Below are 22,218 nucleotides of genomic sequence, written 5' to 3'. Positions count from 1 at the left end.
CAGCCTGGATCAGGTTGCTTTTCGTCTGGATCCTCTGCCGTCTCTACAACGTCGGCAATCCGACGACGCCGTACAGCGCAACAGCTGATCGCCGCGTAGCCGCATAATCGAGGAATTCACGGGCGACGCGGCTACCTTCAATTCGCCCCCGAGGTGCTGGCGGCGAGCATGGAGGTGCTGATGGGCTGGTACGCCGAAGGACGCCTGTCCCCCCATGTGAGCCATGTCCTTCCGCTTGCCGAGGCGGAGGCGGCGCTGGATCTTCTGGCGACACGGCAGGCGGTTGGCAAGGTCGTGGTGCGGATGTAGCGGCGTGGCACGCTGCAACCGGGCGGGGCCAGAATATTCGCGAATATTCTGGGGCGCTCAGTGGAAATCGCGGCTCTTTGGAATGATGCGGGCGTTGCGGGGGTGGCCGCGGGCCGGCGCGGGCAGGCGGCCCTGGACGGGACGGTTGACCTCGTCGGCATGGGCCATGGGCGGGGCCAGCCCGTCGGGCGCCAGCCGCAGCAACGCGTCTGACCGATCCTCCAGGTGCTGGGCCACGACATGGATGATCTCCACGTCCCGCTGCACATAGCCGTGGATCACCAGCAGCCGCGCCTGCATCACCACCTTGCGATACTGCGCCATGACCTTTGGCCAGACCACCAGGTTGGCCACGCCGCCCTCGTCCTCCAGCGTGATGAAGCACACGCCCTTGGCCGACCCCGGCCGCTGGCGGATCAGCACCAGCCCGGCCAGCTTCAGCTTCTGCCACGGCCGCGTGTGCTCCAGGTCCGAGGTCTGCGCATAGCCCTGCCTGCGCAGGGATTTGCGCAGGAAGGCCATCGGATGCGCCTTCAGCGACAGCCGCAGGGTCTGGTAATCGGCCACCACCTGTTCGCAGACCGGCATCGCGGGCAGCGGCACCTGGCGTTCCGCCCCCTCGTCGCGCAGCCCCCGGAACAGCGGCAGGTCGGGCGCGTCGCGCAGGGCCTTGGCCTCCCACAGCGCCTGCCGCCGATCGAGGAACATCGAGCGCATGGCGTCGGCCTCGGCCAGCCGGCGGATCACCGGCGCGGTCAGCCCGCCACGCTCCTGCAGCGATTGCAGGTCGCGGAACGGCGCCTCCCGCCCGGCCACGAGCCGTGCGGCCATATCCTCGCGCATGCCGGTGATCTGGCGCAGCCCGAGGCGGACCGCGAAGAAGCCTTCGGGCGTGGGCTCCAGCGTATTGTCCCATTCGGAATAGTTCACGTCGGGCGCCCGCACCGTCACCCCGTGGTCCTTTGCGTCCCGCACGATCTGGGCGGGGGCATAGAAGCCCATGGGCTGGGAATTCAGCAGGGCGGCGCAGAACACATCCGGAAAATGGCATTTCAGCCAGCTCGAGACATAGACCAGCTGGGCAAAGCTCGCCGCGTGGCTCTCGGGAAAGCCGTATTCGCCGAAGCCCTTGATCTGGTCGAAACAGCGCCGGGCGAAGTCCGGGTCATAGCCGCGCACCACCATCCGGCCGACCATCTTGTCCTCCAGCGCACCGATCGTGCCCTTGGAGCGGAAGGTGGCCATGGCCTTGCGCAGCTCGTTCGCCTCGGCGGGTGAAAAGCGCGCCGCGTCGATGGCGATCTTCATCGCCTGCTCCTGGAAGATCGGCACGCCCAGGGTGCGGCCGAGGATGTTCTTGAGCTCCTGCGGGTCGTGCGGCGGGGCGGGGGCGGGATACTCCACTGCCTCCTCGCCGGAACGCCGGCGCAGGTAGGGATGCACCATGTCGCCCTGGATCGGGCCGGGCCGGACGATGGCGACCTCGATCACCAGGTCGTAGAACTCGCGCGGGCGCAGGCGCGGCAGCATGTTCATCTGGGCCCGGCTCTCCACCTGGAAGACGCCGACGCTGTCGCCCTGGCAGAGCATGTCATAGACCCGGCTGTCTTCCCTGGGCACGGTCGCAAGGTCGTAGTGCTGGCCGTAATGGGCGCCGATCAGGTCGAACGCCTTGCGGATGCAGGTCAGCATCCCCAGCGCCAGGATATCGACCTTCAGGATCCCCAGCGCGTCGATATCGTCCTTGTCCCACTCGATGAAGGTGCGGTCGGCCATGGCGCCGTTGCCGATGGGCACGGTCTCGGTCAGCGGGCGCTCGGTCAGGATGAAGCCGCCGACATGCTGGCTGAGGTGCCGGGGCATGCCGATCAGCTGCTGGGCGAGGATGATCGTCCGGCGCAACAGGGGATCGGTCATGTCGAGCCCGGCCTCGCCGGCATGTTCCCCGCTGACCTCCTTGCCCCAGCTGCCCCAGATCGTCTTGGCGAGCGCGCCCGTGACATCCTCGCTGAGGCCCATGACCTTGCCCACCTCGCGGATCGCGGAGCGCGGGCGGTAGTGGATCACGGTGGCGCAGAGCCCGGCCCGATCGCGGCCGTATTTCTGGTAGATGTGCTGGATCACCTCCTCGCGCCGCTCATGCTCGAAATCGACGTCGATGTCCGGCGGCTCCTTGCGCTCCTCCGAGATGAAGCGCTCGAACAGAAGCTGGTGCTGGGCGGGGTCGACGGCGGTGATGCCGAGGACATAGCAGACGGCGGAATTGGCAGCGGACCCGCGGCCCTGGCAGAGGATGGGTGTCTCGACGCCCTCGCGGGCGAAGCGGATGATGTCGTGGATGGTCAGGAAATAGCGGGCGATGTCGAGCTTTTCGATCATCGCCAGTTCCTTGATCAGCACGGCGCGGGTGGCCGGCGGGATGCCGTCCGGATAGCGGCCGGCCGCGCCCTCCCATGTGAGCTGTTCCAGGTAGCGCTGGGGTGACATGTGGGTGGGGATGACCTCGCGCGGGTATTCATAGGCCAGTTCGGTCAGCGAGAAGGTGCAGGCATCGGCCACGGCCCGGGTGGCCGCGATGGCATGGGGCCATTCGTTGAACAGCCGCGCCATCTGGGCGGGCGACTTGAGGTGGCGCTCGGCGTTCTTTTCCAGGCGGTAGCCGGCGTCGGCGAGGGTGCAATGCTCGCGGATGCAGGTCATCACGTCCTGCAGCGGGCGGCGGGAGGCGGTGTGATAGAGCACGTCGTTGGTGGCCAGGATCTGCAGGCCGTGGGCCGCGGCCATGCTGTCGAGGCGGTTGATCCGCGCCCGGTCGTCGCCGCGGTAGAGGTAGCTCGCCGCGATGTGGCCGAGGGCGGGCAGGCGGCGGACGAGGCGCGGCAGGTCGCGGGCGAAGGCGTCCAGATCGTCGGGCGGCAGGACGATGAGGCAGACGCCTTCGCTGTGCGCGGCCAGGTCGCCCAGCGTCAGGTCGCAGACCCCCTTGCGCTGCCAGTTGCCGTCGGGGTCGCGCATCTTGCCCTTGGAGAGCAGCCGCGACAGGCGCCCGTAGGCCTCGCGGTCGCGCGGGTAGGCAAGGAAGACCTCGCCGCTGGTCAGCGCCAGGCGGGTGCCGATGACAGGGCGCAGGCGGGCGGTGCGTGCCTCGGCATGGAGGCGGACGACCCCGGCGAAGGTGTTCAGATCGGCGATGCCGATGGTGTCATGGCCCTGCTGCCAGGCCTCGAGCGCGATGTCGACGGCATCGGAGGCGCCGCGCAGGAAGGAAAAGCACGAGGCGAGGCCAAGCTCCACGAACTCCGCCCGCGGGTTCGGGGTGAAGACGCCGTCTTCGGGCAGGGTCCGGCGCAGGTGCTGGTGGTCATTCTCGGGCATCAGCCACGCTCTTGGCGGGGCACGCGTGCCGCGTGCGCCGTGTTTTCCCGGCCTCTCCTGCGGAGAGCGCCGGGCGGTGGGGGGCTTCGACGTGGAGAGATGCGGCCGGGACGGTTCGGTGCCCCCCGGGGGGGCTAGCCCCCCCGTCGCCCGGAGGGCGACTCACCCCCAGGATATTTGACACCAGAAGAAGAGAGGGGGAGGTCCGGCGCCCCGACTGCATCACAAGGTTCGGGGCGCCTTCTCCTGGTGCGGTCATCGGCGTCCCCGCCTGTACCGCGGATCCAGAATGGGGTGATATGGTTAACAAACGATTGCTTCTTCTGGTTGAAAATATCCCGGGGGTGAACTGTGAAAGCATTGCTTTCACAGGAGGGGGCAGCGCCCCCTGGCCGGTTGCCGCAAGAGCGATGCCGGGTGTTTGAGGGCCAGGCGGCGGGGCGCAGCCCCGCCGCCCCCGCCCGCCGCAGGCGGCGCCGAAGGCGCAATTCCGGTTCATCCATGAATCCCGTGCACGAACCAGTCTGGGCCGTCACCGCGCCTGTCGCCCAGGACGCCATCACGGTAGAGCCAGAAGCGGCGGCTGGCGTGGTCCTCGATATGATAATAGTCGCGCAGCCGCGTGCCGGGGCGGTCGCGCCACCATTCGGGGGCGATGCGTTCAGGGCCGGCGAAGCGCACCACGCGGTGGGTCTGCTTGCGCCAGACGAACTGGGCGGGCGGGCCTTCGGGAACGGCATAGAGCACGCGGATTTCCTCGGGGTGCTCCAGCAGGCGGAACGGGCGCGGTTGGGGGGCGGGCGCGAGCACATGTGCGCGCGGTCCCGTGACCGGGTGCCAATCCTCGCGCCGCTCGGGCAGGTGGCTTTCTCGGACGACGGGATGGCGGATGGCCTGCCCGCCGAAACGCGCACTGAGCCGGTCGGCGAGCTTCGCGATCTCGGCTCCGTCGTCGGCCCCGCCGTCGAGGCGGGTTTGCACCTGGGCCATGTCCTCGACCACCGTCGCGTCGAGGGTCACGAGGTCGAAGCCGTAGCCCGGGTCGATCCGGTCGAGCTTGCCGTCGAAGAGCCTGGCCATGTGCTGCCAGTCCCGGGTGGGGCGGGCGGTGGCGACGTCGAGACGCGCGATCTCGCCATCGGTGCGGTAGATCGTGAGGGCGATGCGGCGGGCGCCGAAGCCATGCGCCTCGAGGCCCGCGCAGAGTGTGCGGGCGAGGGCGGGCAGATGCGGGGTCGGGTCCTCGATCGGTTCGGGGAGGCGGGCCTCGACGGCAAAGCGAGGCGGGTCGTCCGGGGAGTCGACGGGTTCGGGGGTACGGCCCATCATCTGGTCGAGCCGGTGCAGCGGGTTCTGCGCGGCCGCGGCGTTGGCAAAGCGGCGGGCGAGGGACAAGCGGGGCACGGCGGCCAGATCCCCCACGGTATTGAGCCCGAGGCGCTGGAGCAGAAGCACTGTGTCGGCATCGAGCCGGAGGGCCCGGGCCGCAAGCGGGGCCATGCGGGCGGCCAGGCGTTCCGGCGGGCAGCAGTCGCGGACGCCTCCGAAGCGGGCCAGGGCCCAGGCCGCGCCATGGGTCGGGGCGGTGGCCAGGTCGGCGGAGAGACCGAGATGGGAGAGCTTTTCCTCGATGTCGCGGAGCATGGCCGCCTCGCCGCCCCAGAGATGGTCGGAGCCGGTGGTGTCCATCACCAGGCCGGCGTCGCCGTCGAGTGCGGTCCAGGGGCACCAGCGGCGGGTCCAGAGCATCAGCCGTTGCAGCGCCATGCGGTCGCCCGCGATGTCGGCATACTCGATCCGCAGGTCCGGGCAGAGGGCGCGCATGTCGACCACCCGGGCGCCCTTGTGGACGCCGGCGAGGCCGGCCGCCCGTGTGGCGGCGTGGATCACCGGGCCGTGCGGCCCCTCGATGGCGAGGGCGGCGGGCAGGTCGTCCGGCAGGATCTCGCCGCGCCGGTCGAGGCTGCGCATCCAGCGTTCGATGGAGAACTGGGGCAGATGCAGGCTGGTGATCCGGCGGGCGAGGGGATCGCGCCCCGTCGTCGTGTCGCGTGGAGCATGATCGACCGGACGGGCGACTGCATTGCCGTTGGCAATGGCACCCGCCCGCCCGGCCTCGGGGGGGGACGGGCGGGCGCCGTCGCGCCCGCTGCGCCAGCGGGGCGCACCGACGGGGGTGAAACTGTCGGGTGTTAAACTGTCCTCTTCGGAGGGGACCGGGGGCTGTTCGGCCCGGCTGTCTTCTTCGGCCATGGCCCGGGCGAGCGCATGCATCGCCCGGGCGAGGTCGTCGGGGTTTGCGGAGGGCGGTGTCGATCCGGGGCCGGGCCGGGGGGCGGGGAGGGCCGGCAGCTTGTCCTCGTGCCCCATCAGTCCGGATCCCCATCGTGGGGACGGTCGGGCGGCCCCGGATCCTGTCCGGCGAAGGCGATCCGGGACGGCCGGGCGGCGGGGGACGTCCGCCGGACGGGCCTATCCCGTGGCGGAAAGCGCCGTGCCATCGGGCTCGCCGCGCAGGGCGATCGGGTGGTCGAGCGACATGTGATGGCGGGCGTGGTCATATTGCGCGACCCATGTCGCCGGCGCCCGGAAACGCGAGCGGAAGAGTTCCACCCGCCAGTGAGGCCTGCCCGGCGCACGCGCGTCGCAGGGGGCGTTGGCGGAGGGCAGGGAGGACACGCGCCAGCGCTCGCGCGCACCGCTCAGCGCCGGTTCGGCCGCCCGGCGCAGAAGCCAGCAGGGCACAGCATGGGCCTCTGCCCGCAAGGCAAGCCGCTTGGTGGCGGTGAAGTCGAGGACCGGTGGATCGCCCCAGATCTCGGCGATGACACCGCCCAGGGAGGGGCAGCCCAGCCCCTGTTCCACCGCCCAGAGCACATCCACCGGCCGCGAGACATCCACGCGCAGCACGTCCATCCCCGCGGGCAGGCCGGCCATATACGGGATGCCGCATTCCCTGCGCGACAGCCTGTCCTGCACCCAGAGCACCGGCCCCCGTCCAGGCGACAGATGCGCGAGCGCGAAGCCGGTCGCGGCCCCGTCGATCACGGTGGTCGAGAAGACCTCTGACAGCGTGGCCGCGGGCGAGACGGCACCGGCACGGTCGCGCAAGAGGTCGGTGGAGGTTCTGAGCGAGGCTGGGGCGCACGTCACCTGGTCTCCCTTCGTATGTATGTTCTTCTTATGTTCTATTGTCGGGCTACAGATTCGTCAAATCCCTGTTGCGCCCGCGGGCCGCTCGGAAGACCTTGCCTGCGAGAGGAGGGATCTCATGCGAAGATGGATGCTGGTGCTGGCCCTCTGGACCGGCGGCGGGGCCCTGGCCGAGGGGCTGCCCGCGCCGATCACGGAGGCCGATTACGCCCCGGTGCGCCGCGACGAGGCTGCGCTGGGACGGTTGCTGTTCTACGACCCGATCCTGTCGGGCAACCGCGAGGTGGCCTGCGCGACCTGCCACCATCCCGCCCACGGCACCTCGGACGGGCTGTCCCTGGGGATCGGCGACGGCGGCAGGGGGCTGGAGCCCGCGCGGGTGGTCGACCCCGACAACCCGCCCGAGGAACGGATCCCGCGCAATGCCACGGGGCTGTTCAACCTCGGGGCGCGGGAGTTCACCGTGCTGTTCCACGACGGTCGGATCGAGGCCGACCCGTCGCGGCCCACGGGGCTCCGGACGCCGATGGGCGCGGAGATGGAGTCCGGGTTCGCCTCTGTCCTGTCGGCGCAGACCATGTTCCCGGTGCTGAGCCCGGACGAGATGGCGGGGCATTACACCGAGAACGAGGTCGCGAAGGCCGTCCGCACCGGGATCATCACCGGCCCGGGCGGGGCCTGGGACCTGATCTCGCGCCGGGTGGCGGCGGTGCCGGACTACGCGGCAGGCTTCCGGGAGGTCCGGGGCCTCGCACCAGAGGAGATCGCGTTCACCGACATCTCGGACGTGATCGCGGCCTTCGTGGCCCATGAGTGGCGGTCGGACACATCGCCTTTCGATGCCTACCTGCGCGGCGAGGGCCAGCTGGACGCGGCCGCGCTGGAGGGGATGGCGCTGTTCTACGGGCCGGCCGGCTGCGCCGGGTGCCATGGCGGCACGTTCCAGACCGATCACGGGTTTCACGCCATGGGCGCGGTCCAGCTCGGCCCCGGCAAGGTGGCGCGGTTCGAAACCCATGCCCGCGATGACGGGCGGATGCGGGTGACCGGCCATGTGGAGGATACCTATGCCTTTCGCACGCCGTCACTGCGCAACGTGGCGCTGACGGCGCCCTATGGCCACGCCGGTGCATTTTCCGACCTTGCCGCCTATCTGCGGCACCATGCCGATCCGCGCACGGGGCTGGAGGCCTATGACAGGCGCCAGGCCGTGCTGCCGGATCTGCCCGGGCATGATGACTGGCGGATCATGGACGATCCCGAGGCGCGGACCGCGATCGCCGCGGCTGTCGAGGCGCCGCCCGTGGCGCTGGATGCGGACGAGATCGCGGCGCTGGTCGCTTTCCTCGAAAGCCTGACCGATCCCGTTGCCGTGACCGGGCGGATGGGGGTGCCGGAGGCTGTGCCCAGCGGGCTGGACGTGCCCAATCCGGCGCAGTGACAGTCCGGCGCAGTGACAGTCCGGCGCAGTGACAGTCCGGCGGATGAGCGGCGTCCGTGACTTGGGACGCTCGCAATCCGACGGGGCGCAGGCCGCAGATCGGCCTGTCGTCGCCCGGGCGCCCGCCGCGACTCGCCGGGCTATCGCGCGGGCCGAAGGCTCAGGGTCTTGTCGAGGCTGTCCGTCCGGGTGGTGGTTGTCGTGCCGTCGGGCCAGGTCACGGTGACCTCGGCCACCGTGGCCGCGCCGAGGCCGAAATGCAGGGGCAGGGCCTGGCCGCCCGCGTGGCCGCCGCCGACGGTGTTCTGCTGAACCTGGCGGCCCGACGCGGTGGTGACGGTGACGGTCGCGCCGATGGCGAAGGCGTTGGGGCCCGGCTGCGCAAGGGCGATGGCGAGCCAGTAGCCGGTGCCGGGGGTGGTGTTGCGGTAGGCCTCCATCGGGGCGCGGCGGTTGTTCACCACCAGGTCGAGCCGGCCGTCGCCGTCGAAATCGGCCAGGGCCGCGCCGCGGCTGCGGGCGGTGGTGGCGATGCCGGCCTCGGCCGCGGCCTCGATGAAGGTGCCATCGGCCTGCTGGATCAGCAGGTTGTTGGGATCTTCCATCGCCAGCCCCGGCATCTGGTCGACATTGCCCTTGGCGATGAAGAGATCCGGGCGGCCGTCGTTCTGGATGTCGCCGAACTGGGCGTGCCAGCCGGTGGAGGGGCGGCCGTCCTCTCCGGTATGGGGGCGCTGGGCGTAGGTGCCGATGCTGAAGGGCGCCGGGGCGTAGCTGCCGTCGGGCCGGGCGATCTGCAGGACCTGGTCGCCCATCGAGGTGAGCATGACCTCGTCGCGGCCGTCGCCGGTGAGGTCGCGCGAGGCGATGCCCATGCCCCAGAGCATGGGGCCGTCCCAGCCGTCGGCCTCGGTCAGGAAGCGGGCCTCGGCGATGTCCCACATCTGTTCCGATCCGCCGCGCACGTAATAGTGCCGGTCGTTGGAGATCCGCAAGGTCTGGCGACCGCGGGCATCCCGGGCGGCGAGCATGGACAGCGGGCAGAAGCCCGGCGTGAGCGGCGTGGATGTCCAGCCGTCCGGGGCAGGGTGCAGGATCGCGTTGGCATCGCAGGCCTCGAACGGGCCGTCGGGATCATTGCGGTCAACGTAATGGCCGACGGCGAGGGTCGGGCGGGGATCGCCCTCGGCCCACCAGGCGGTGAAGGCGGTGGTCCAGGCGTCGGAGGTCGGCAGGCCGAGCGCCTCGGTGGCGTCGGTGAAGGTGCAATCGCCCGCGCCCTTCAGGGCCATGTCCGGGCCGGCGCGCATGACGTAGAGGTCGAGGGTGCCGTCGGCGTCGAGGTCGAGCGGGTAGGCGCCGGTGACGGCGGTTATCTCTTCCAGCGGAGCGGCGGTGAAGGTGAGATCGCCCAGATTGACGAGAAGCTGCGCCGGGGAGCTGCCGCCGGCCGCGAAGATGTCGGGGTGCGCGTCGCCGTTGCAGTCGAGCACGGCAAGGCCGCCGCCGACGAAATGTTCCCAGCCGCCGGTGTAGCTGTGACGGGGGAGGTCGGCGCTGCGGTCCTCGAAGCCGGGACCCGCGCCGGCCATGGTGGCCGAAAGCGTCGCCATCGCCGCGAGCAGACCGGCCAGGCGACTGCGTTGCCTGTGGCAACGGCACCCGCCCGCCCGGCCTTCGGGGGCGCCGATCATGCCGGGGCGCCGAGGATGCGGGGGGTCGCGGCGGAGAGCGCCAGCGCCGCCGCGCCGCGGGCCCAGACGGTATCGTCCCAGCCGTGGATCTCGACCCGTGGCGGGGCGCGGCCCTCGGACAGGGACATGGCCGCCATCTCGGCCAGGACGTCTTCGGCGTAGAGGTAGTCGTAGCGCATGCGGTCTCCGGACAGGATGATCAGCGCGGGATCGAAGAGCTGGACGATGTTCGACAGCCCAAGGGCCAGGTAGCGCCCGGCGCGGCGGAAGATCGAGGCGGCGGCGTTGTTGCCGGACTTGGCCTGGGCGTAGAGCGATTCCAGCATGGCCTCGGCGCTTTGCAGGTTGCGGGCGTGGCGGTCGAGGGCGGTGGCCGCTTCGCGGGCCAGCGCGTAATGGGCGATATAGGCCTCCAGGCAGCCGCGCCGGCCGCAGCGGCACAGGGCGCCGTCGAGATGGACCTTGGTATGGCCCAGCTCCAGCCCCATGCCCTGGCTGCCGCGGAACAGGCGCGAGCCGAGCACGAGCCCCATGCCGACACCTTCCTCTATCGTGACCACGGCGAAATCGCTGTTCTCGCGCCCGGCGCCGAACCAGAGTTCGGCGAGGGTCAGGACGTTGGCGTCATTGTCCACCTGCACCGACAGGCCGAGGCGGGACGCGAGCGCGTCGCGCAGCGGCAGGTCGCGGCCCTCGAGGCCGGGGGACCATGCGACCGTGCCACTGGTGTTGTCGACGATGCCCGAGAGGCCCAGGCCGACCTCCGACAGGGCGCCCAACGCCATGCCCTCTTTGTGCAGAAGATCCGTAAGCAGGGCGTCGAGGTCGTCGATCAGCTGGGCGAGGGGCCGGCGGCGCGGCGCCAGCGGCCGGTGCAGTTCCGCAAGCGTCCGGCCGGAGATGTCCGTGAGCACCGCCGAGAGCCGATCGTCACCGATCCGGATGCCGGCCACATGGGCCGCGTCGGGCACCACTTCGAGGGCCACGGGCGGGCGGCCCCGCCCCGCATCCCGAGGCAGGCCCTCGACCTCGCGCAGGAAGCCGTCGGCGATCAGCCCGGCCGTGAGCGCGGTGGCCGAGCCGGGGCTGATCCGGAGCGCCCGGGTGATGTCGGTCCGGTTGGCGTGGCCGGTCGCGCGGACATGTTCGAACACCTGTTCGCGGAGCGGCCGGCTGGCCCCGCCGGCGCCGGGCAGCAGGGGGCCGGCGCCCTCTGGCGGGGCTGAGGGCTGCGGTGCAAGCTCCGTTCCGGACGGGCACATTAAGTTCAACCCCTGAAGTTTTTCTGCGCTGCAGCGTCGATAATCTTCGCAGACTGCCCGCAAGACTGGCTCTTTGGCGGTCCACCTGTCAATTTTATTTTGACATGTGAAAAAAGTTTGCCATGGTGCCGGTTGCAGAGTCCAACGACTCGCCGCCTCCAACGCGGGGCAGACATGCATGGGAGGAAATGCAATGCGAAACGCAATCATCGCCGCCGTCGTCGCGACGGTTGGCTTCAGCTCGGCTGCGCTGGCCGAAAGCCACGCAATGACCGTCGGCGTCAGCTGGTCGAACTTCCAGGAAGAGCGCTGGAAAACCGACGAGGCCGCCATCGTGGCAGCCCTCGAGGAAGCCGGTGTCAGCTATCTGTCGGCGGACGCGCAATCCTCGTCCTCCAAGCAGATTTCGGACGTTGAATCGCTGATCGCCCAGGGCGTCGACGCGCTGATCATCCTCGCGCAGGACAGCCAGGCCATCGGCCCGGCGGTCGATGCAGCCGCCAACGAGGGCATCCCGGTCGTGGCCTATGACCGCCTGATCGAGGATCCGCGCACCTTCTATCTGACCTTCGACAACGTGGAAGTCGGCCGGATGCAGGCGCGGGCCGTTCTGGAAGCCGCGCCCGAGGGCAACTACGTCATGATCAAGGGCTCGCCCACCGACCCCAACGCGGATTTCCTCCGCGGCGGCCAGCAGGAAGTGCTGCAGGACGCGATCGACAGCGGCGCCATCACCATCGTCGGTGAAGCCTATACCGACGGCTGGCTGCCGGCGAACGCCCAGCGGAACATGGAGCAGATCCTGACCGCCACCGACAACGACGTCGATGCGGTCGTCGCGTCGAACGACGGCACCGCCGGCGGCGTGGTGGCGGCGCTGACCGCCCAGGGCATGGACGGGATCCCGGTATCGGGCCAGGACGGCGACCATGCCGCGCTCAACCGCGTGGCACTGGGCACCCAGACCGTCTCTGTCTGGAAAGACGCGCGTGATCTGGGCCGCAACGCCGGCGAGATCGCCGTGGCGCTCGCCGAAGGCACCGCGATGAGCGACATCGAGGGCGCCGAGACCTGGACCTCGCCCGGTGGCACCGAGATGACGGCCATGTTCCTCGCGCCGCAGCCGGTCACCGCCGACAACCTGACGCTGGTGGTCGACGCCGGCTGGATCACACAGGAATCGCTCTGCCAGGGCGTGACCAACGGCCCGGCTCCGTGCAACTGATCTGACCCCGGCGGGCCCTCCGGACGGGGGGCCCGCCATCCTTTTCCGCGTGGCCGGGCGCAGCTTCGCCTGCATGTCCGGCACCCCGCCCCCAAGGGTCTGCACCCCAGGCGCAGACGCCTTGCCCAAAACACCCAGCGGAGATCCGTCCATGGCAGATGCGACTGACGCCAAAGCCCCCACGCAGAGGCGCAACGCGCTTCAATCCCTCGAGATCGATACCCGCCTGTTGGGCATGATCGGGGCATTCATCGTGGTGGCCCTTGTTTTCAACGTGCTGACTGAGGGTCGGTTTCTGACTCCGCGCAACATCTTCAACCTGACGATCCAGACCGTGTCGGTCGCGATCATGGCCACGGGCATGGTTTTCGTGATCGTCACGCGCCACATCGACCTGAGTGTCGGATCGCTGCTGGCCACCTGTTCGGCGGTCATGGCGATGCTGCAGACCAGCTGGCTGGTGGGCGAGGCGATGCCGCTGGGCAGCGCTGCCCTGCCCTGGCTCGCCATCGTCGGCGGGCTGGTCGTGGGCACCCTGATCGGCGCCTTCAACGGCTGGCTCGTGGGGTATCTGACCATTCCGGCCTTCATCGTGACGCTGGGCGGCCTGCTGGTCTGGCGCAACGTGGCCTGGTACCTGACCACCGGCCAGACCATCGGCCCGCTTGACGAGACCTTCCAGGCCTTCGGCGGCATTTCGGGCACGCTCGGTGCGCAATGGTCCTGGATCATCGGCGCGGTCGCCACGGTCATCGCGCTGGTCGGGCTCTTCAGCGCCCGGCGCACGAAGATCACCCATGAATTCTCGGTCAAGCCGGTCTGGGCCGAGGCGGTCGTTGCCATCGTCGTGGTCGTCGGCATCATGGGCTTCGTCTGGGTGCTGAATTCCTACGACTTGCCCGAGCGCGTGCTAGCACGGGAATTCCAGGCCGCCGGGCAGGAGATGCCCGAGGGCTACCGCGAGGCCTACGGCCTGCCGATCTCGGTCCTGCTGCTCATCGCTGTGGCCATCGTGATGACGGTGGTGGCGCAGCGCACGCGGTTCGGCCGCTACATCTTCGCCACCGGCGGCAACCCCGACGCGGCAGAGCTGTCGGGCATCAACACCCGGCTGCTGACGGTGAAGATCTTCGCACTGATGGGCTTTCTCTGCGCCCTGTCGGCGGTCGTCGCCTCGGCGCGCCTGACCTTCCATTCCAACGACATCGGCACCCTGGACGAGTTGCGCGTCATCGCGGCCGCGGTCATCGGCGGCACCGCGCTGTCGGGCGGGATCGGCACCATATACGGGGCCATCCTGGGGGCGCTGATCATGCAGTCGCTGCAATCGGGGATGGCTATGGTCGGGGTCGACGCCCCCTACCAGAACATCGTCGTGGGCTCTGTCCTGATCCTCGCCGTCTATGTCGACATCCTCTACCGCCGCAAGACTGGAGCTTGATATGAGCACGCCTCTTGTTGAATTGAACGACATCTCCATTTCTTTCGGGGGGATCCAGGCGGTCGACCATGTGACGGTCGACCTCTATCCCGGCGAGGTCGTGGGTCTGCTCGGCCACAACGGCGCGGGCAAATCCACGCTGATCAAATGCCTGTCGGGCGCCTACCAGATGGATTCCGGCGAGATAAAGATCAACGGCAAGACCGCCACGATCAACAATCCGCGCGACGCCCGCCGCTACAACATCGAGACGATCTACCAGACGCTTGCGCTGGCCGACAATCTCGATGCGACGGCGAACCTCTTTCTGGGGCGCGAGATCGTCTCGCCCTTCGGCATGGTCAGCGATGCCACGATGGAGGCCGAGACCCGCAAGATCATGAGCAGGCTCAACCCCAACTTCAAGAAGTTCTCGGCCCCCGTGTCGGCTCTGTCCGGCGGCCAGCGGCAATCGGTGGCCATCGCGCGGGCGGTCTATTTCAACGCCAAGATCCTGATCATGGACGAGCCCACGGCGGCGCTGGGCCCGCAAGAGACGCGGATGGTGGCCGAGCTGATCCAGGAGCTGAAGCGCCAGGGCCTGGGGATCTTCCTGATCGACCACGACGTGCACCAGGTGAAGAACCTCTGCGACCGGGCGGCGGTGATGAAGAACGGGCAGCTCGTGGGCGTCGTGAAGGTGGACGAGGTGAGCGAGGACGATCTGCTGGCGATGATCATCCTGGGCAAGAAACCAGAACATCTCGCAGCCTGAGGCGGTCATGGGCAAAGGGTCAAGATGGATCGCGGCCTGGGCGGTGGTGCTGGGTGTCGCCGTCGTTGGGAATTACCTGTCGACCTGGGCGATGATCCCGCTTGTGAGGACGTTCTCGGCCCATAGCGACGCGTCGGCGGCGACGCTCATCGTGTTGCTGCGGGTGGTGCTCTGGATCGTGATCCTGGGCTTCGCGATCTGGTTGGCCGCGAAACTGGTCAAGTGACCGACGGCAAAGGGACAAAAGCATGTATATCGGTCTGGATCTGGGCACCTCTTCGCTGAAGGCGCTGCTCGTCGATGACGCGGAGCGGGTGCTTGCCGAGCATACCGTCGGCTTCGACGTCTCGCGCCCGGCGGCGGGCTGGGTCGAACAGGACCCCGCCGCCTGGGTGTCGGCCGCGCAAGACGCGCTGCGGGCGCTGCGGGCAGACAACGACCTGCGCGAGCTGCGCGCCATCGGACTTTCGGGCCACATGCACGGCGCGACCCTGCTCGACGAGAGCGGCGCGGTCCTGCGGCCCTGCATGCTGTGGAACGACACCCGTGCCGCGGCCGAAGCCGCGGAGATGGACAGCGATCCCCGGTTCCGCGAGATCACCGGCAACATCGTCTTTCCCGGCTTCACCGCGCCCAAGGTCGAATGGGTTCGACGGCACGAGCCCGAGATCTTTGCCCGCACCGCGCATATCCTGTTGCCCAAGGACTACCTGCGCTATGCCCTGACCGGTGCGCTCTATTCCGAGATGTCGGATGCGGCGGGCACGGCCTGGTTGGACACCGGCCGGCGCGACTGGTCCGACGATCTGCTGGCTGCCTGCGGGCTGAGCCGCGAAAACATGCCGAAGCTGGTCGAGGGCAGTGCGCCCACGGCCGGCCTGCGCGACAAGCTGGCGGTGGAGCTCGACCTGCCGGACGTCTGGGTCGCGGGCGGGGCGGGGGACAATGCCGCCGCCGCCATCGGCGCGGGCGTCGTGCGCGATGGCGAGGCGTTCCTGAGCCTCGGCACGTCGGGCGTGCTGTTCGCGGCCAATGACGGCTACCGGCCCGATCCGGCGACGGCGGTGCACACCTTCTGCCACGCGGTGCCGGGGACCTGGCACCAGATGGGGGTGATCCTGGCCGCGGCCGACGCGCTGGAATGGCTGTCGCGCCTGACCGGGCGCAGCGCCGCCGAGCTGACCTCGGGCCTCGGCCCCTTGCGTGCGCCTTCGCGGGTGCTGTTCCTGCCCTACCTGGGCGGCGAGCGGACGCCCCACAACGACGCCGCCATCCGCGGCCAGTTCCTGAACCTCGACCATGCCACCGACGCGACCGAGGCCGCCCGCGCCGTGCTCGAAGGCGTGGCCTTCGCCTTTGCCGACAGCCGTGACGCGCTGGCCGCGACCGGCACGCGCATCAACAGGGCACTGGCGCTGGGGGGCGGGTCGCGCTCCGGCTACTGGCTCGACCTGCTGTCGAGCGTGCTGGGCTTCCCGCTGGACGTGCCCGAGGCCGGCGAATTCGGCGCGGCCCTGGGCGCCGCTCGGCTCGGCCGGATGGCTGCGACCGGCGAGGGGGCCGAGATCGCCACCCAACCCGCCATCGCCCACAGCCACGATCCCGACCCCGCGCTTGCCGACGCCTGCGCCGAGGGGCTCGCACGTTATCGCGCCGCTTATGCCGCAATCAGAGGACTATGAAGACATGACTGACTTTTTCGCAGGTATGGATGCCATCAAGTACGAGGGCCCGGACAGCGACAACGACTTCGCCTTCCGCCACTACGATCCGGATGAGATTGTCATGGGCAAGGCGCTGAAGGATCACCTGCGCTTCGCGGCAGCCTATTGGCATTCCTTCGCGTGGGAGGGGGGCGATCCTTTCGGCGGGCCGACCTTTCAGCGTCCGTGGTATCCGCAGGACGACATGGGCCGGGCGAAACTGAAGGCGGATGTGGCCTTCGAGATGTTCCAGATCCTCGGCGTGCCCTATTTCTGCTGGCATGACGCGGATGTGCGGCCCGAGGGGGCGAATTTCGCCGAAAGCCGCAAGCGCCTGGAAGAGATCGTCGATTATTTCGGCGAGAAGATGGAGGCCACCGGCGTCAACCTGCTCTGGGGGACGGCGAACCTCTTTTCCAACCGGCGGTTCATGTCCGGGGCGGCGACCAACCCCGATCCGGATGTCTTTGCCTATTCGGCGGCGACGGTGAAGGCCTGCCTCGATGCGACCCACAAGCTGGGCGGTCAGAACTATGTGCTGTGGGGCGGGCGAGAGGGATACGAGACGCTTCTGAACACCGACATGGGCCGCGAGCGCCAGCAGGCGGGGCGGTTCCTGCAGATGGTGGTCGAATATGCCGACAAGATCGGCTTCAAAGGGGGCATCCTGATCGAGCCCAAACCCCAGGAACCGACCAAGCACCAATACGATTACGACGTCGCGACGGTCTACGGGTTCCTCAAGGATTTCGGGCTCGAGAACGTGGTCAAGGTCAATGTGGAGCAGGGCCATGCGATCCTTGCTGGCCATTCCTTCGAGCACGAGCTGGCGCTCGCCCGCGAGCTGGGGATCTTCGGGTCGATCGACATGAACCGCAACGATTACCAGTCGGGCTGGGACACCGACCAGTTCCCCAACAACGTTCCCGAAATGGCGCTGGCCTATTACGAGGTCCTGCGGGCCGGCGGCTTCACCACCGGCGGCACGAATTTCGACGCCAAGCTGCGGCGCCAGTCGCTCGATCCCGAGGATCTTGTCCTCGCCCATGTGGGCGGGATGGATGCCTGCGCGGCGGGTCTCAAGGCCGCGGCGAAGATGCTCGAGGACGGCAAGCTGGAGGCGGCGCGCGAGGCCCGCTATGCCGGCTGGCAGAGCGATACGGCCCAGGCGATGCTGGCGGGCGACTTGGAGGCCGCGGCCGCGCGGGTCGAGGCGGAAGGGATCGAGCCCGAGCCGCGTTCCGGCCGGCAGGAGCGGCTCGAGAACCTCGTGAACCGCTATGTCTGACAGGGGCCCGGCGCCGCGGCGCGGGTCAAGGATCAGCCCGGCGGAGGGAGCATGGACGTTCGCAAACGGGCGGGGCTGAAGCGCCTTTTCGAGATCGGCGTGGCCGCGGCGGATCCCTTCGGGGCCGTCTCTAGCGCCCTGCCGGAGGCGGCGCCGACCCTGGTGCTTGCCGTGGGCAAGGCGGCCCGGCGGATGGCCGAGGCCGCGCTCGCCCGCTACGGGCCTGTCGAAACACTGGTCGCCACGGTGGCGGGTGCCGATGCGCCGCTGCCGGGGGCCGTCGTGATGATTGGCGATCACCCGGTGCCGGGGGCCGGAAGTGCCGCCGCCGGGGCCGAAATCTGGGCCCGCGCCGGGGCGCTGGGCGCGGGCGACCGCCTGCTGGTGCTGATGTCGGGCGGGGCCTCCGCACTTGTTGCGGCGCCGGCCGAGGGGCTGTCGCTGGATGACAAGATCGCTGTGACAGAGGCGCTTCTGGCGTCCGGGGCGGAGATCGGCGAGATGAACCTGGTGCGCCAGCAGCTCTCTCGGCTGAAGGGCGGGGGGCTGGTGACCCGGGCGGCCCCGGCGGCGGTCGAGGCGCTGATCCTGTCGGACGTGATCGGGGACGATCTGTCGGCCATAGGCTCGGGCCTGACGGTGCCGCCCCTGGGCACGCGGGCCGAGGCCCGGGCGATGCTGGAGCGGCTGGGCGCCTGGGACGGCGTGCCCGCGGCTGTGCGCCGGCATCTATCGTCCGCGGATCCTCGGGTGGCCCTGCCGGAGGCGCGGAACCGGATCGTCGGGTCGAACGCGCGGAGTGTCGCCGCCATGTCCGAGGCCGCGCCGGAGGCCGCGACGCTGGAGCCGGTCACAGGGGATGTGGGGCTGGCCGCCACGCGGGTTGCGGGGGCTGCGGCGCCGGGGCTGACGCTCTGGGGCGGCGAGACGACGGTGGTCCTGCGTGGGCAGGGTCGGGGTGGCCGCAACCAGGAGATGGCGCTGCGGATCGCCCTGCTGGCCGAAGAGCGCGGCTGGCCCGAAGGCTGGCTGTGTCTGTGCGGCGGCACCGACGGGCGTGACGGGCCGACCGATGCGGCGGGCGGATTGGTGGATGCAGGCACGCTGGGCCGCATCCGGGCGGCGGGCCTGGATCCGGCCGGGCTTCTGGCCGAGAACGACAGCTACCGGGCGCTTGCGGCGGCGGGGGATCTGTTGATGACCGGCGCGACGGGAACGAACGTGGCCGATCTGGGGATGATCTGGCGGCCCTGAAGGGACGCCGGACGACGCTCGCCTGCGGCATCGCCCCGCCCGCCGTCCCAAAGCAAGGTTTTCAGTCCACAGACAGGCCGCTTGGCACCGTGGCCGGGCGGCCCAGGGGGCGCTGGTCCGCCGTCTCGCCCGTGAGGGCATCGAGGAAGGCGGCAAGGTCGGCGATCTCGGCCTCGCTCAGCGCGAGCGGGCGGATGTCGAGGGCGCGGGCCTGGCGGGCCATCTCGAACCGGTCATGACGGACGGCGAAATCGGCCGCAGCGAGCCAGGGGGCGGCCGGGAGCCCGGCCGCCTCGGGCATCCAGGCGGCGCGGGCCGCGGCGGGGTCTGCATGGTGACGGATCATCGCCTCGAGCGTCGGGTAGGCGCCGTTGTGGCCATAGGGCGCCGTCAGCGCGACGTTGCGCAGCGAGGGCGTGCGGAAGCGGTAGGCATCCTCCAGCCGGTCGGTCTCGCCCATGCGACCGACATCCCGCGGCATCGGGTCGAAAGCGCGGGTGCGGCCGGGGCCGAAGGCGGGCAGGCCCAGGGCATGGAAGTCCTGATCGGTGAAGAGCGGCCCGGCATGGCACGTCGCGCAGCGCGCCGTGCCGAAGAAGAGCTCCCGGCCATTCTCGGCCGCAGGAGCAAGGGCCATGCCCTGGGCAAGCCAGGCGTCATAGGGGCTGTCGTAGCTTTGCCATTCGGCGGCGATGAAAGCGCCGAGGGCGTTGGCGATCTCGACGATGGTGACCTGGTCGGCGGTCTCGATATGGTCGAAGGCGGCCACGAACATCTCGCCATAGGCGGGGATCGTCCGCACCCGCTTGGCCAGGATCGGCCAGCCCGCGTCGATCCGGCCATGGGTGGCGATGGCGATCTGGTTCTCGCCCGGATTGCCGGCCATCTCGAACTGCGCGGCCATGGGAAACAGCGCCTGAGCGGCCAGCACCCCGTCGAGCCCCTCCGGCAGCCATTCCTCGGCCGGGCTGTCGAAGCCGTTGCCGTAGAGGTCCGACACCGACAGCCGCCCGTCGTGGAACAGCGTGTCGACGGAGCGGTGTCCGAGGTTCCAGAGCGCCGGCGCGTTGCGGGGAATGCGCTTGCCGATCCGGTCCGCGCCGATGCCGGCGGTGCGCTCGGGGCCGAAGCCCGTGCCGCCCTCGCCGATGCCCAGCGACAGGCCGTCGCCGCCCGCGTGGTCGTGGTGGTGGCAGGTTCCGCAGGAGATGTTGCGGTTGCCCGACAGGATCTTGTCGTAGAACAGAAGCTGACCGAGCCGCGCTTGCGCCGGATCGACCGAGATGAAATCCTCCGGCCCGAGGCTCTGCGCCGTGACCGGAGCGGCCAGCAGGAGGGCGAGGAGGGCAAGCCATGATTTCAGCATCGGGAAAGCGGTCCTTTGGCCTGATTGCCTGTCTGATTGTGCCGGTTTGGGCCGCAGTCTCAACCCCCGTCGAGGCGCAGGTCGAGGTCGGGCGCGATTTGATGGAGGCGGGTCGGTTCGAGGAGGCGATGGAGGTCTTCCGCCCGCTCGCCCGGTCGGGCAATGCCGATGCCGAAGAGCTGATCGGCGTGCTCTACGCGCTGGGGCTCGGGGTCGAGCGCGACCCGGAGCGGGCCTTCGACTGGTATCTGCGATCCTCGATGAAGGGTCATCCCGGGGCGCAATCCGGGCTGGGCTGGTACTACGAGACCGGCCTTGGCCTGCCCGCGCCCGATCCGGTGCGGGCCTATCTGTGGTACGCGCTGTCGGCCATCGGGGGCGACGAGGACGCGCTCGATTCGCTGGAGCATATCACCCCGCGGCTGAGCGCGGAGGAGCGGGCGCGGGCGGAGGTGCTGGTCGACGATTACCGGGTCTGGATGTATCCGTTCCGCTAGACCCCGGTCCGAGTGGGCCCGCGCGGTGGCGTCATGCGCGGCGCAGGAACGATTGCCGCGCACCGAATTCGGCCATGCAGGCGGCAATCGCCCGGTTGATCAGGACCCCGCGCAGGCTGGTCCCGCGCGTGGCCTCCTGCCGGGCGGCGCTGATCCGCTGGATCCGTGACTGACGTGACGACCGGGCATCGCGGCGAAAACGGACCAGCACATAGGCTTCGACCCCGTTGCGACTGCTGTCGAGCACGGCACGAAGGACGAAACACTCTTCAACTATCATGGGGTTTTGCTACTCGGGCCATGTATACAGGTGGCCTTACTAGCATCCCTCGACCTACGTGGCTATCCTGTTTTGCAAACCATTGCGTAGCGTTATTCAAGTAGCGTTATTCGGGTGGCGTTGTTCGGGTGGCCGTGGTCTTGCATTCTTATTGCCGTCGCCCAAGTTCAGCGCCCAGGGGCGCAATGCGTCGCGGCACAATTGCAACGAGGGGTCGACGGCTTGATCGAGAGAAGCGCCAATCGGCTGGACTGCAGCACGGCCGATCAGCTGCGGATCCGGATCTGCCTGGAGGGGGCGACCGAGCCGGTGCCACTGCACGAGACGCGTCTGTCGGCGGAATTCCAGGTCTCGCGCACGCCGATCAGGCAGATCCTCCAGATGCTCCGGCGCGAGGACATGGTCGAGATCAGGCCCGGGATCGGCACCGTGTCGACCACGCTGGACCCCGAGCGCCGGGCCTATCAGGGCGCGGTCTTGGAGACGCTGGTCACGGCCGAGGCACAGCTTTGCGCGGGTCAGTCGATGCCGCTGATGTTGCAGGCCAATTTCGCCTCTGTCAGGTCGCTGGTGGAAATGCGCCCTCTGTCCACGCTCGATGACGTGATGCAGGTGATGGCGCGCATGATCGCGACGCTGGAGCAATCGGTGGCCGATCTGCTCTTGCGCAACGCGACCCGGGCGGCGCTCTGGCGGCAGATCCGCTGGCTGATCCGAGACGCGCAGTGCGGCGGGGTTTCGGACGCGGCGGTGATGGATACCATCGGCGCGGATATAAGGATGATCGCCGAGGCCGGGTTGAAGGGGCCGAAATCGTATCCGTTCATTGTACTGGCGCAGACCGGATCTTTTGGGACCGGGGACCAGACCGACGACCAAAAGCAGCCGGCCTGATCCCGCGCGGTGCATACCGCCCCGCCGGAGGCAGCACGTCAAGAGGTGCCCCGCCTTGGGGTGACAGGACAAAGTGCGCCCCGCCTTGGGGCGACAGGACAAAGTGCGCCCCGCCTCGGGGCATGAAAAAAGTGCGCCCCGCCTTGGGGGCATGAAAAAAGGGCGCCCCGCGAGGAGCAAGCCCCTTACCAAAGGTGTTGTAGATCGCGCGTCGCCTCGGCGGCGCGCTTTCTCGTTCATTCGCCGACGATCTCCCGCTCGTAAATCCGGCCTTTTGCCAAG

Annotated in this window: 18 protein-coding genes; 11 read left to right on the top strand and 7 right to left on the bottom strand. The window is 69.3% G+C overall.

Going from position 1 to position 22,218, the window contains the following annotated elements; all coding sequences use genetic code 11:
* The first annotated feature begins 153 nt into the window (after nt 1–153).
* Nucleotides 154–309: a zinc-binding dehydrogenase gene (locus ROA7023_RS20875; RefSeq protein ID WP_370739259.1), complete on the top strand. Its 156-nt coding sequence runs from the start codon at nt 154–156 to the stop codon at nt 307–309.
* Nucleotides 310–366: 57 nt separating this feature from the next.
* On the opposite strand, the gene ROA7023_RS20870 is transcribed toward ROA7023_RS20875, so the two are convergent.
* The 3 genes from ROA7023_RS20870 to ROA7023_RS20860 form a co-directional block, all read right to left on the bottom strand.
* Nucleotides 367–3,684 (bottom strand): error-prone DNA polymerase, encoded by a 3,318-nt coding sequence (locus tag ROA7023_RS20870; protein ID WP_085880932.1) that lies wholly within the window; start codon nt 3,682–3,684, stop codon nt 367–369.
* Nucleotides 3,685–4,179: 495 nt separating this feature from the next.
* Nucleotides 4,180–6,054, bottom strand: a complete 1,875-nt coding sequence (locus tag ROA7023_RS20865) for a Y-family DNA polymerase (RefSeq protein ID WP_306372510.1) — start codon at nt 6,052–6,054, stop codon at nt 4,180–4,182.
* A gap of 102 nt (nt 6,055–6,156) precedes the next feature.
* Nucleotides 6,157–6,837, bottom strand: a complete 681-nt coding sequence (locus ROA7023_RS20860; protein ID WP_085880931.1) for an ImuA family protein — start codon at nt 6,835–6,837, stop codon at nt 6,157–6,159.
* A 118-nt stretch (nt 6,838–6,955) separates the two neighbouring features.
* Between ROA7023_RS20860 and ROA7023_RS20855 the strand changes: the two genes are divergently transcribed.
* Entirely contained in the window at nt 6,956–8,278 is a 1,323-nt protein-coding gene (locus tag ROA7023_RS20855; protein ID WP_085880930.1) for a cytochrome-c peroxidase, read from the top strand.
* A gap of 140 nt (nt 8,279–8,418) precedes the next feature.
* Here ROA7023_RS20855 and ROA7023_RS20850 read toward each other — a convergent pair whose 3' ends face one another.
* Together ROA7023_RS20850 and ROA7023_RS20845 are read right to left on the bottom strand one after the other, a co-directional pair.
* Complete coding sequence (locus tag ROA7023_RS20850) at nt 8,419–9,891, bottom strand: CRTAC1 family protein (RefSeq protein ID WP_143535692.1); 1,473 nt, start codon at nt 9,889–9,891, stop codon at nt 8,419–8,421.
* Nucleotides 9,892–9,968: 77 nt separating this feature from the next.
* On the bottom strand, nt 9,969–11,234 hold the full coding sequence (locus tag ROA7023_RS20845) for an ROK family protein (RefSeq protein ID WP_085880928.1): 1,266 nt from the start codon (nt 11,232–11,234) through the stop codon (nt 9,969–9,971).
* Nucleotides 11,235–11,427: 193 nt separating this feature from the next.
* Between ROA7023_RS20845 and xylF the strand changes: the two genes are divergently transcribed.
* The 7 genes from xylF to ROA7023_RS20810 all read left to right on the top strand — a co-directional run bounded on the left by xylF (nt 11,428) and on the right by ROA7023_RS20810 (nt 18,899).
* Complete coding sequence (gene xylF / locus ROA7023_RS20840; protein ID WP_085880927.1) at nt 11,428–12,459, top strand: D-xylose ABC transporter substrate-binding protein; 1,032 nt, start codon at nt 11,428–11,430, stop codon at nt 12,457–12,459.
* Nucleotides 12,460–12,610: 151 nt separating this feature from the next.
* A complete protein-coding gene (locus ROA7023_RS20835; RefSeq protein ID WP_085880926.1) occupies nt 12,611–13,900 on the top strand; it encodes a sugar ABC transporter permease in 1,290 nt (429 codons plus the stop codon).
* Nucleotide 13,901: 1 nt separating this feature from the next.
* Entirely contained in the window at nt 13,902–14,654 is a 753-nt protein-coding gene (locus ROA7023_RS20830) for an ATP-binding cassette domain-containing protein (RefSeq protein WP_085880925.1), read from the top strand.
* A gap of 7 nt (nt 14,655–14,661) precedes the next feature.
* Complete coding sequence (locus tag ROA7023_RS20825; protein WP_085880924.1) at nt 14,662–14,880, top strand: hypothetical protein; 219 nt, start codon at nt 14,662–14,664, stop codon at nt 14,878–14,880.
* A gap of 22 nt (nt 14,881–14,902) precedes the next feature.
* Nucleotides 14,903–16,336 (top strand): xylulokinase, encoded by a 1,434-nt coding sequence (xylB, locus tag ROA7023_RS20820; protein WP_085880923.1) that lies wholly within the window; start codon nt 14,903–14,905, stop codon nt 16,334–16,336.
* Nucleotides 16,337–16,340: 4 nt separating this feature from the next.
* Nucleotides 16,341–17,645 carry a xylose isomerase gene (gene xylA / locus ROA7023_RS20815; RefSeq protein ID WP_085880922.1) on the top strand — a complete coding sequence of 435 codons (1,305 nt, stop codon included), beginning with the start codon at nt 16,341–16,343 and terminating at the stop codon, nt 17,643–17,645.
* Nucleotides 17,646–17,696: 51 nt separating this feature from the next.
* Nucleotides 17,697–18,899: a glycerate kinase type-2 family protein gene (locus ROA7023_RS20810; protein WP_085880921.1), complete on the top strand. Its 1,203-nt coding sequence runs from the start codon at nt 17,697–17,699 to the stop codon at nt 18,897–18,899.
* A 61-nt stretch (nt 18,900–18,960) separates the two neighbouring features.
* Here ROA7023_RS20810 and ROA7023_RS20805 read toward each other — a convergent pair whose 3' ends face one another.
* Nucleotides 18,961–20,265, bottom strand: coding sequence for a cytochrome-c peroxidase (locus ROA7023_RS20805; protein WP_085880920.1), 1,305 nt, complete (start codon nt 20,263–20,265; stop codon nt 18,961–18,963).
* Nucleotides 20,266–20,366: 101 nt separating this feature from the next.
* Between ROA7023_RS20805 and ROA7023_RS20800 the strand changes: the two genes are divergently transcribed.
* Nucleotides 20,367–20,762, top strand: a complete 396-nt coding sequence (locus ROA7023_RS20800; protein WP_234992377.1) for a tetratricopeptide repeat protein — start codon at nt 20,367–20,369, stop codon at nt 20,760–20,762.
* A 31-nt stretch (nt 20,763–20,793) separates the two neighbouring features.
* Here the strand turns inward: ROA7023_RS20800 and ROA7023_RS20795 are convergent, their stop codons facing one another.
* Nucleotides 20,794–21,042, bottom strand: a complete 249-nt coding sequence (locus ROA7023_RS20795) for a hypothetical protein (protein ID WP_143535691.1) — start codon at nt 21,040–21,042, stop codon at nt 20,794–20,796.
* Nucleotides 21,043–21,264: 222 nt separating this feature from the next.
* Here ROA7023_RS20795 and ROA7023_RS20790 point away from each other — a divergent pair, with 222 nt between their 5' ends.
* Nucleotides 21,265–21,936 carry a GntR family transcriptional regulator gene (locus tag ROA7023_RS20790; RefSeq protein WP_159458623.1) on the top strand — a complete coding sequence of 224 codons (672 nt, stop codon included), beginning with the start codon at nt 21,265–21,267 and terminating at the stop codon, nt 21,934–21,936.
* Nucleotides 21,937–22,218: the final 282 nt, after the last annotated feature.

Source organism: Roseisalinus antarcticus, assembly GCF_900172355.1.
GTDB classification, from domain to species: domain Bacteria; phylum Pseudomonadota; class Alphaproteobacteria; order Rhodobacterales; family Rhodobacteraceae; genus Oceanicola; species Oceanicola antarcticus_A.
The sequence above is the reverse complement of the archived record's forward strand: the minus strand, read 5'-3'. Positions and strand labels throughout refer to the sequence as shown.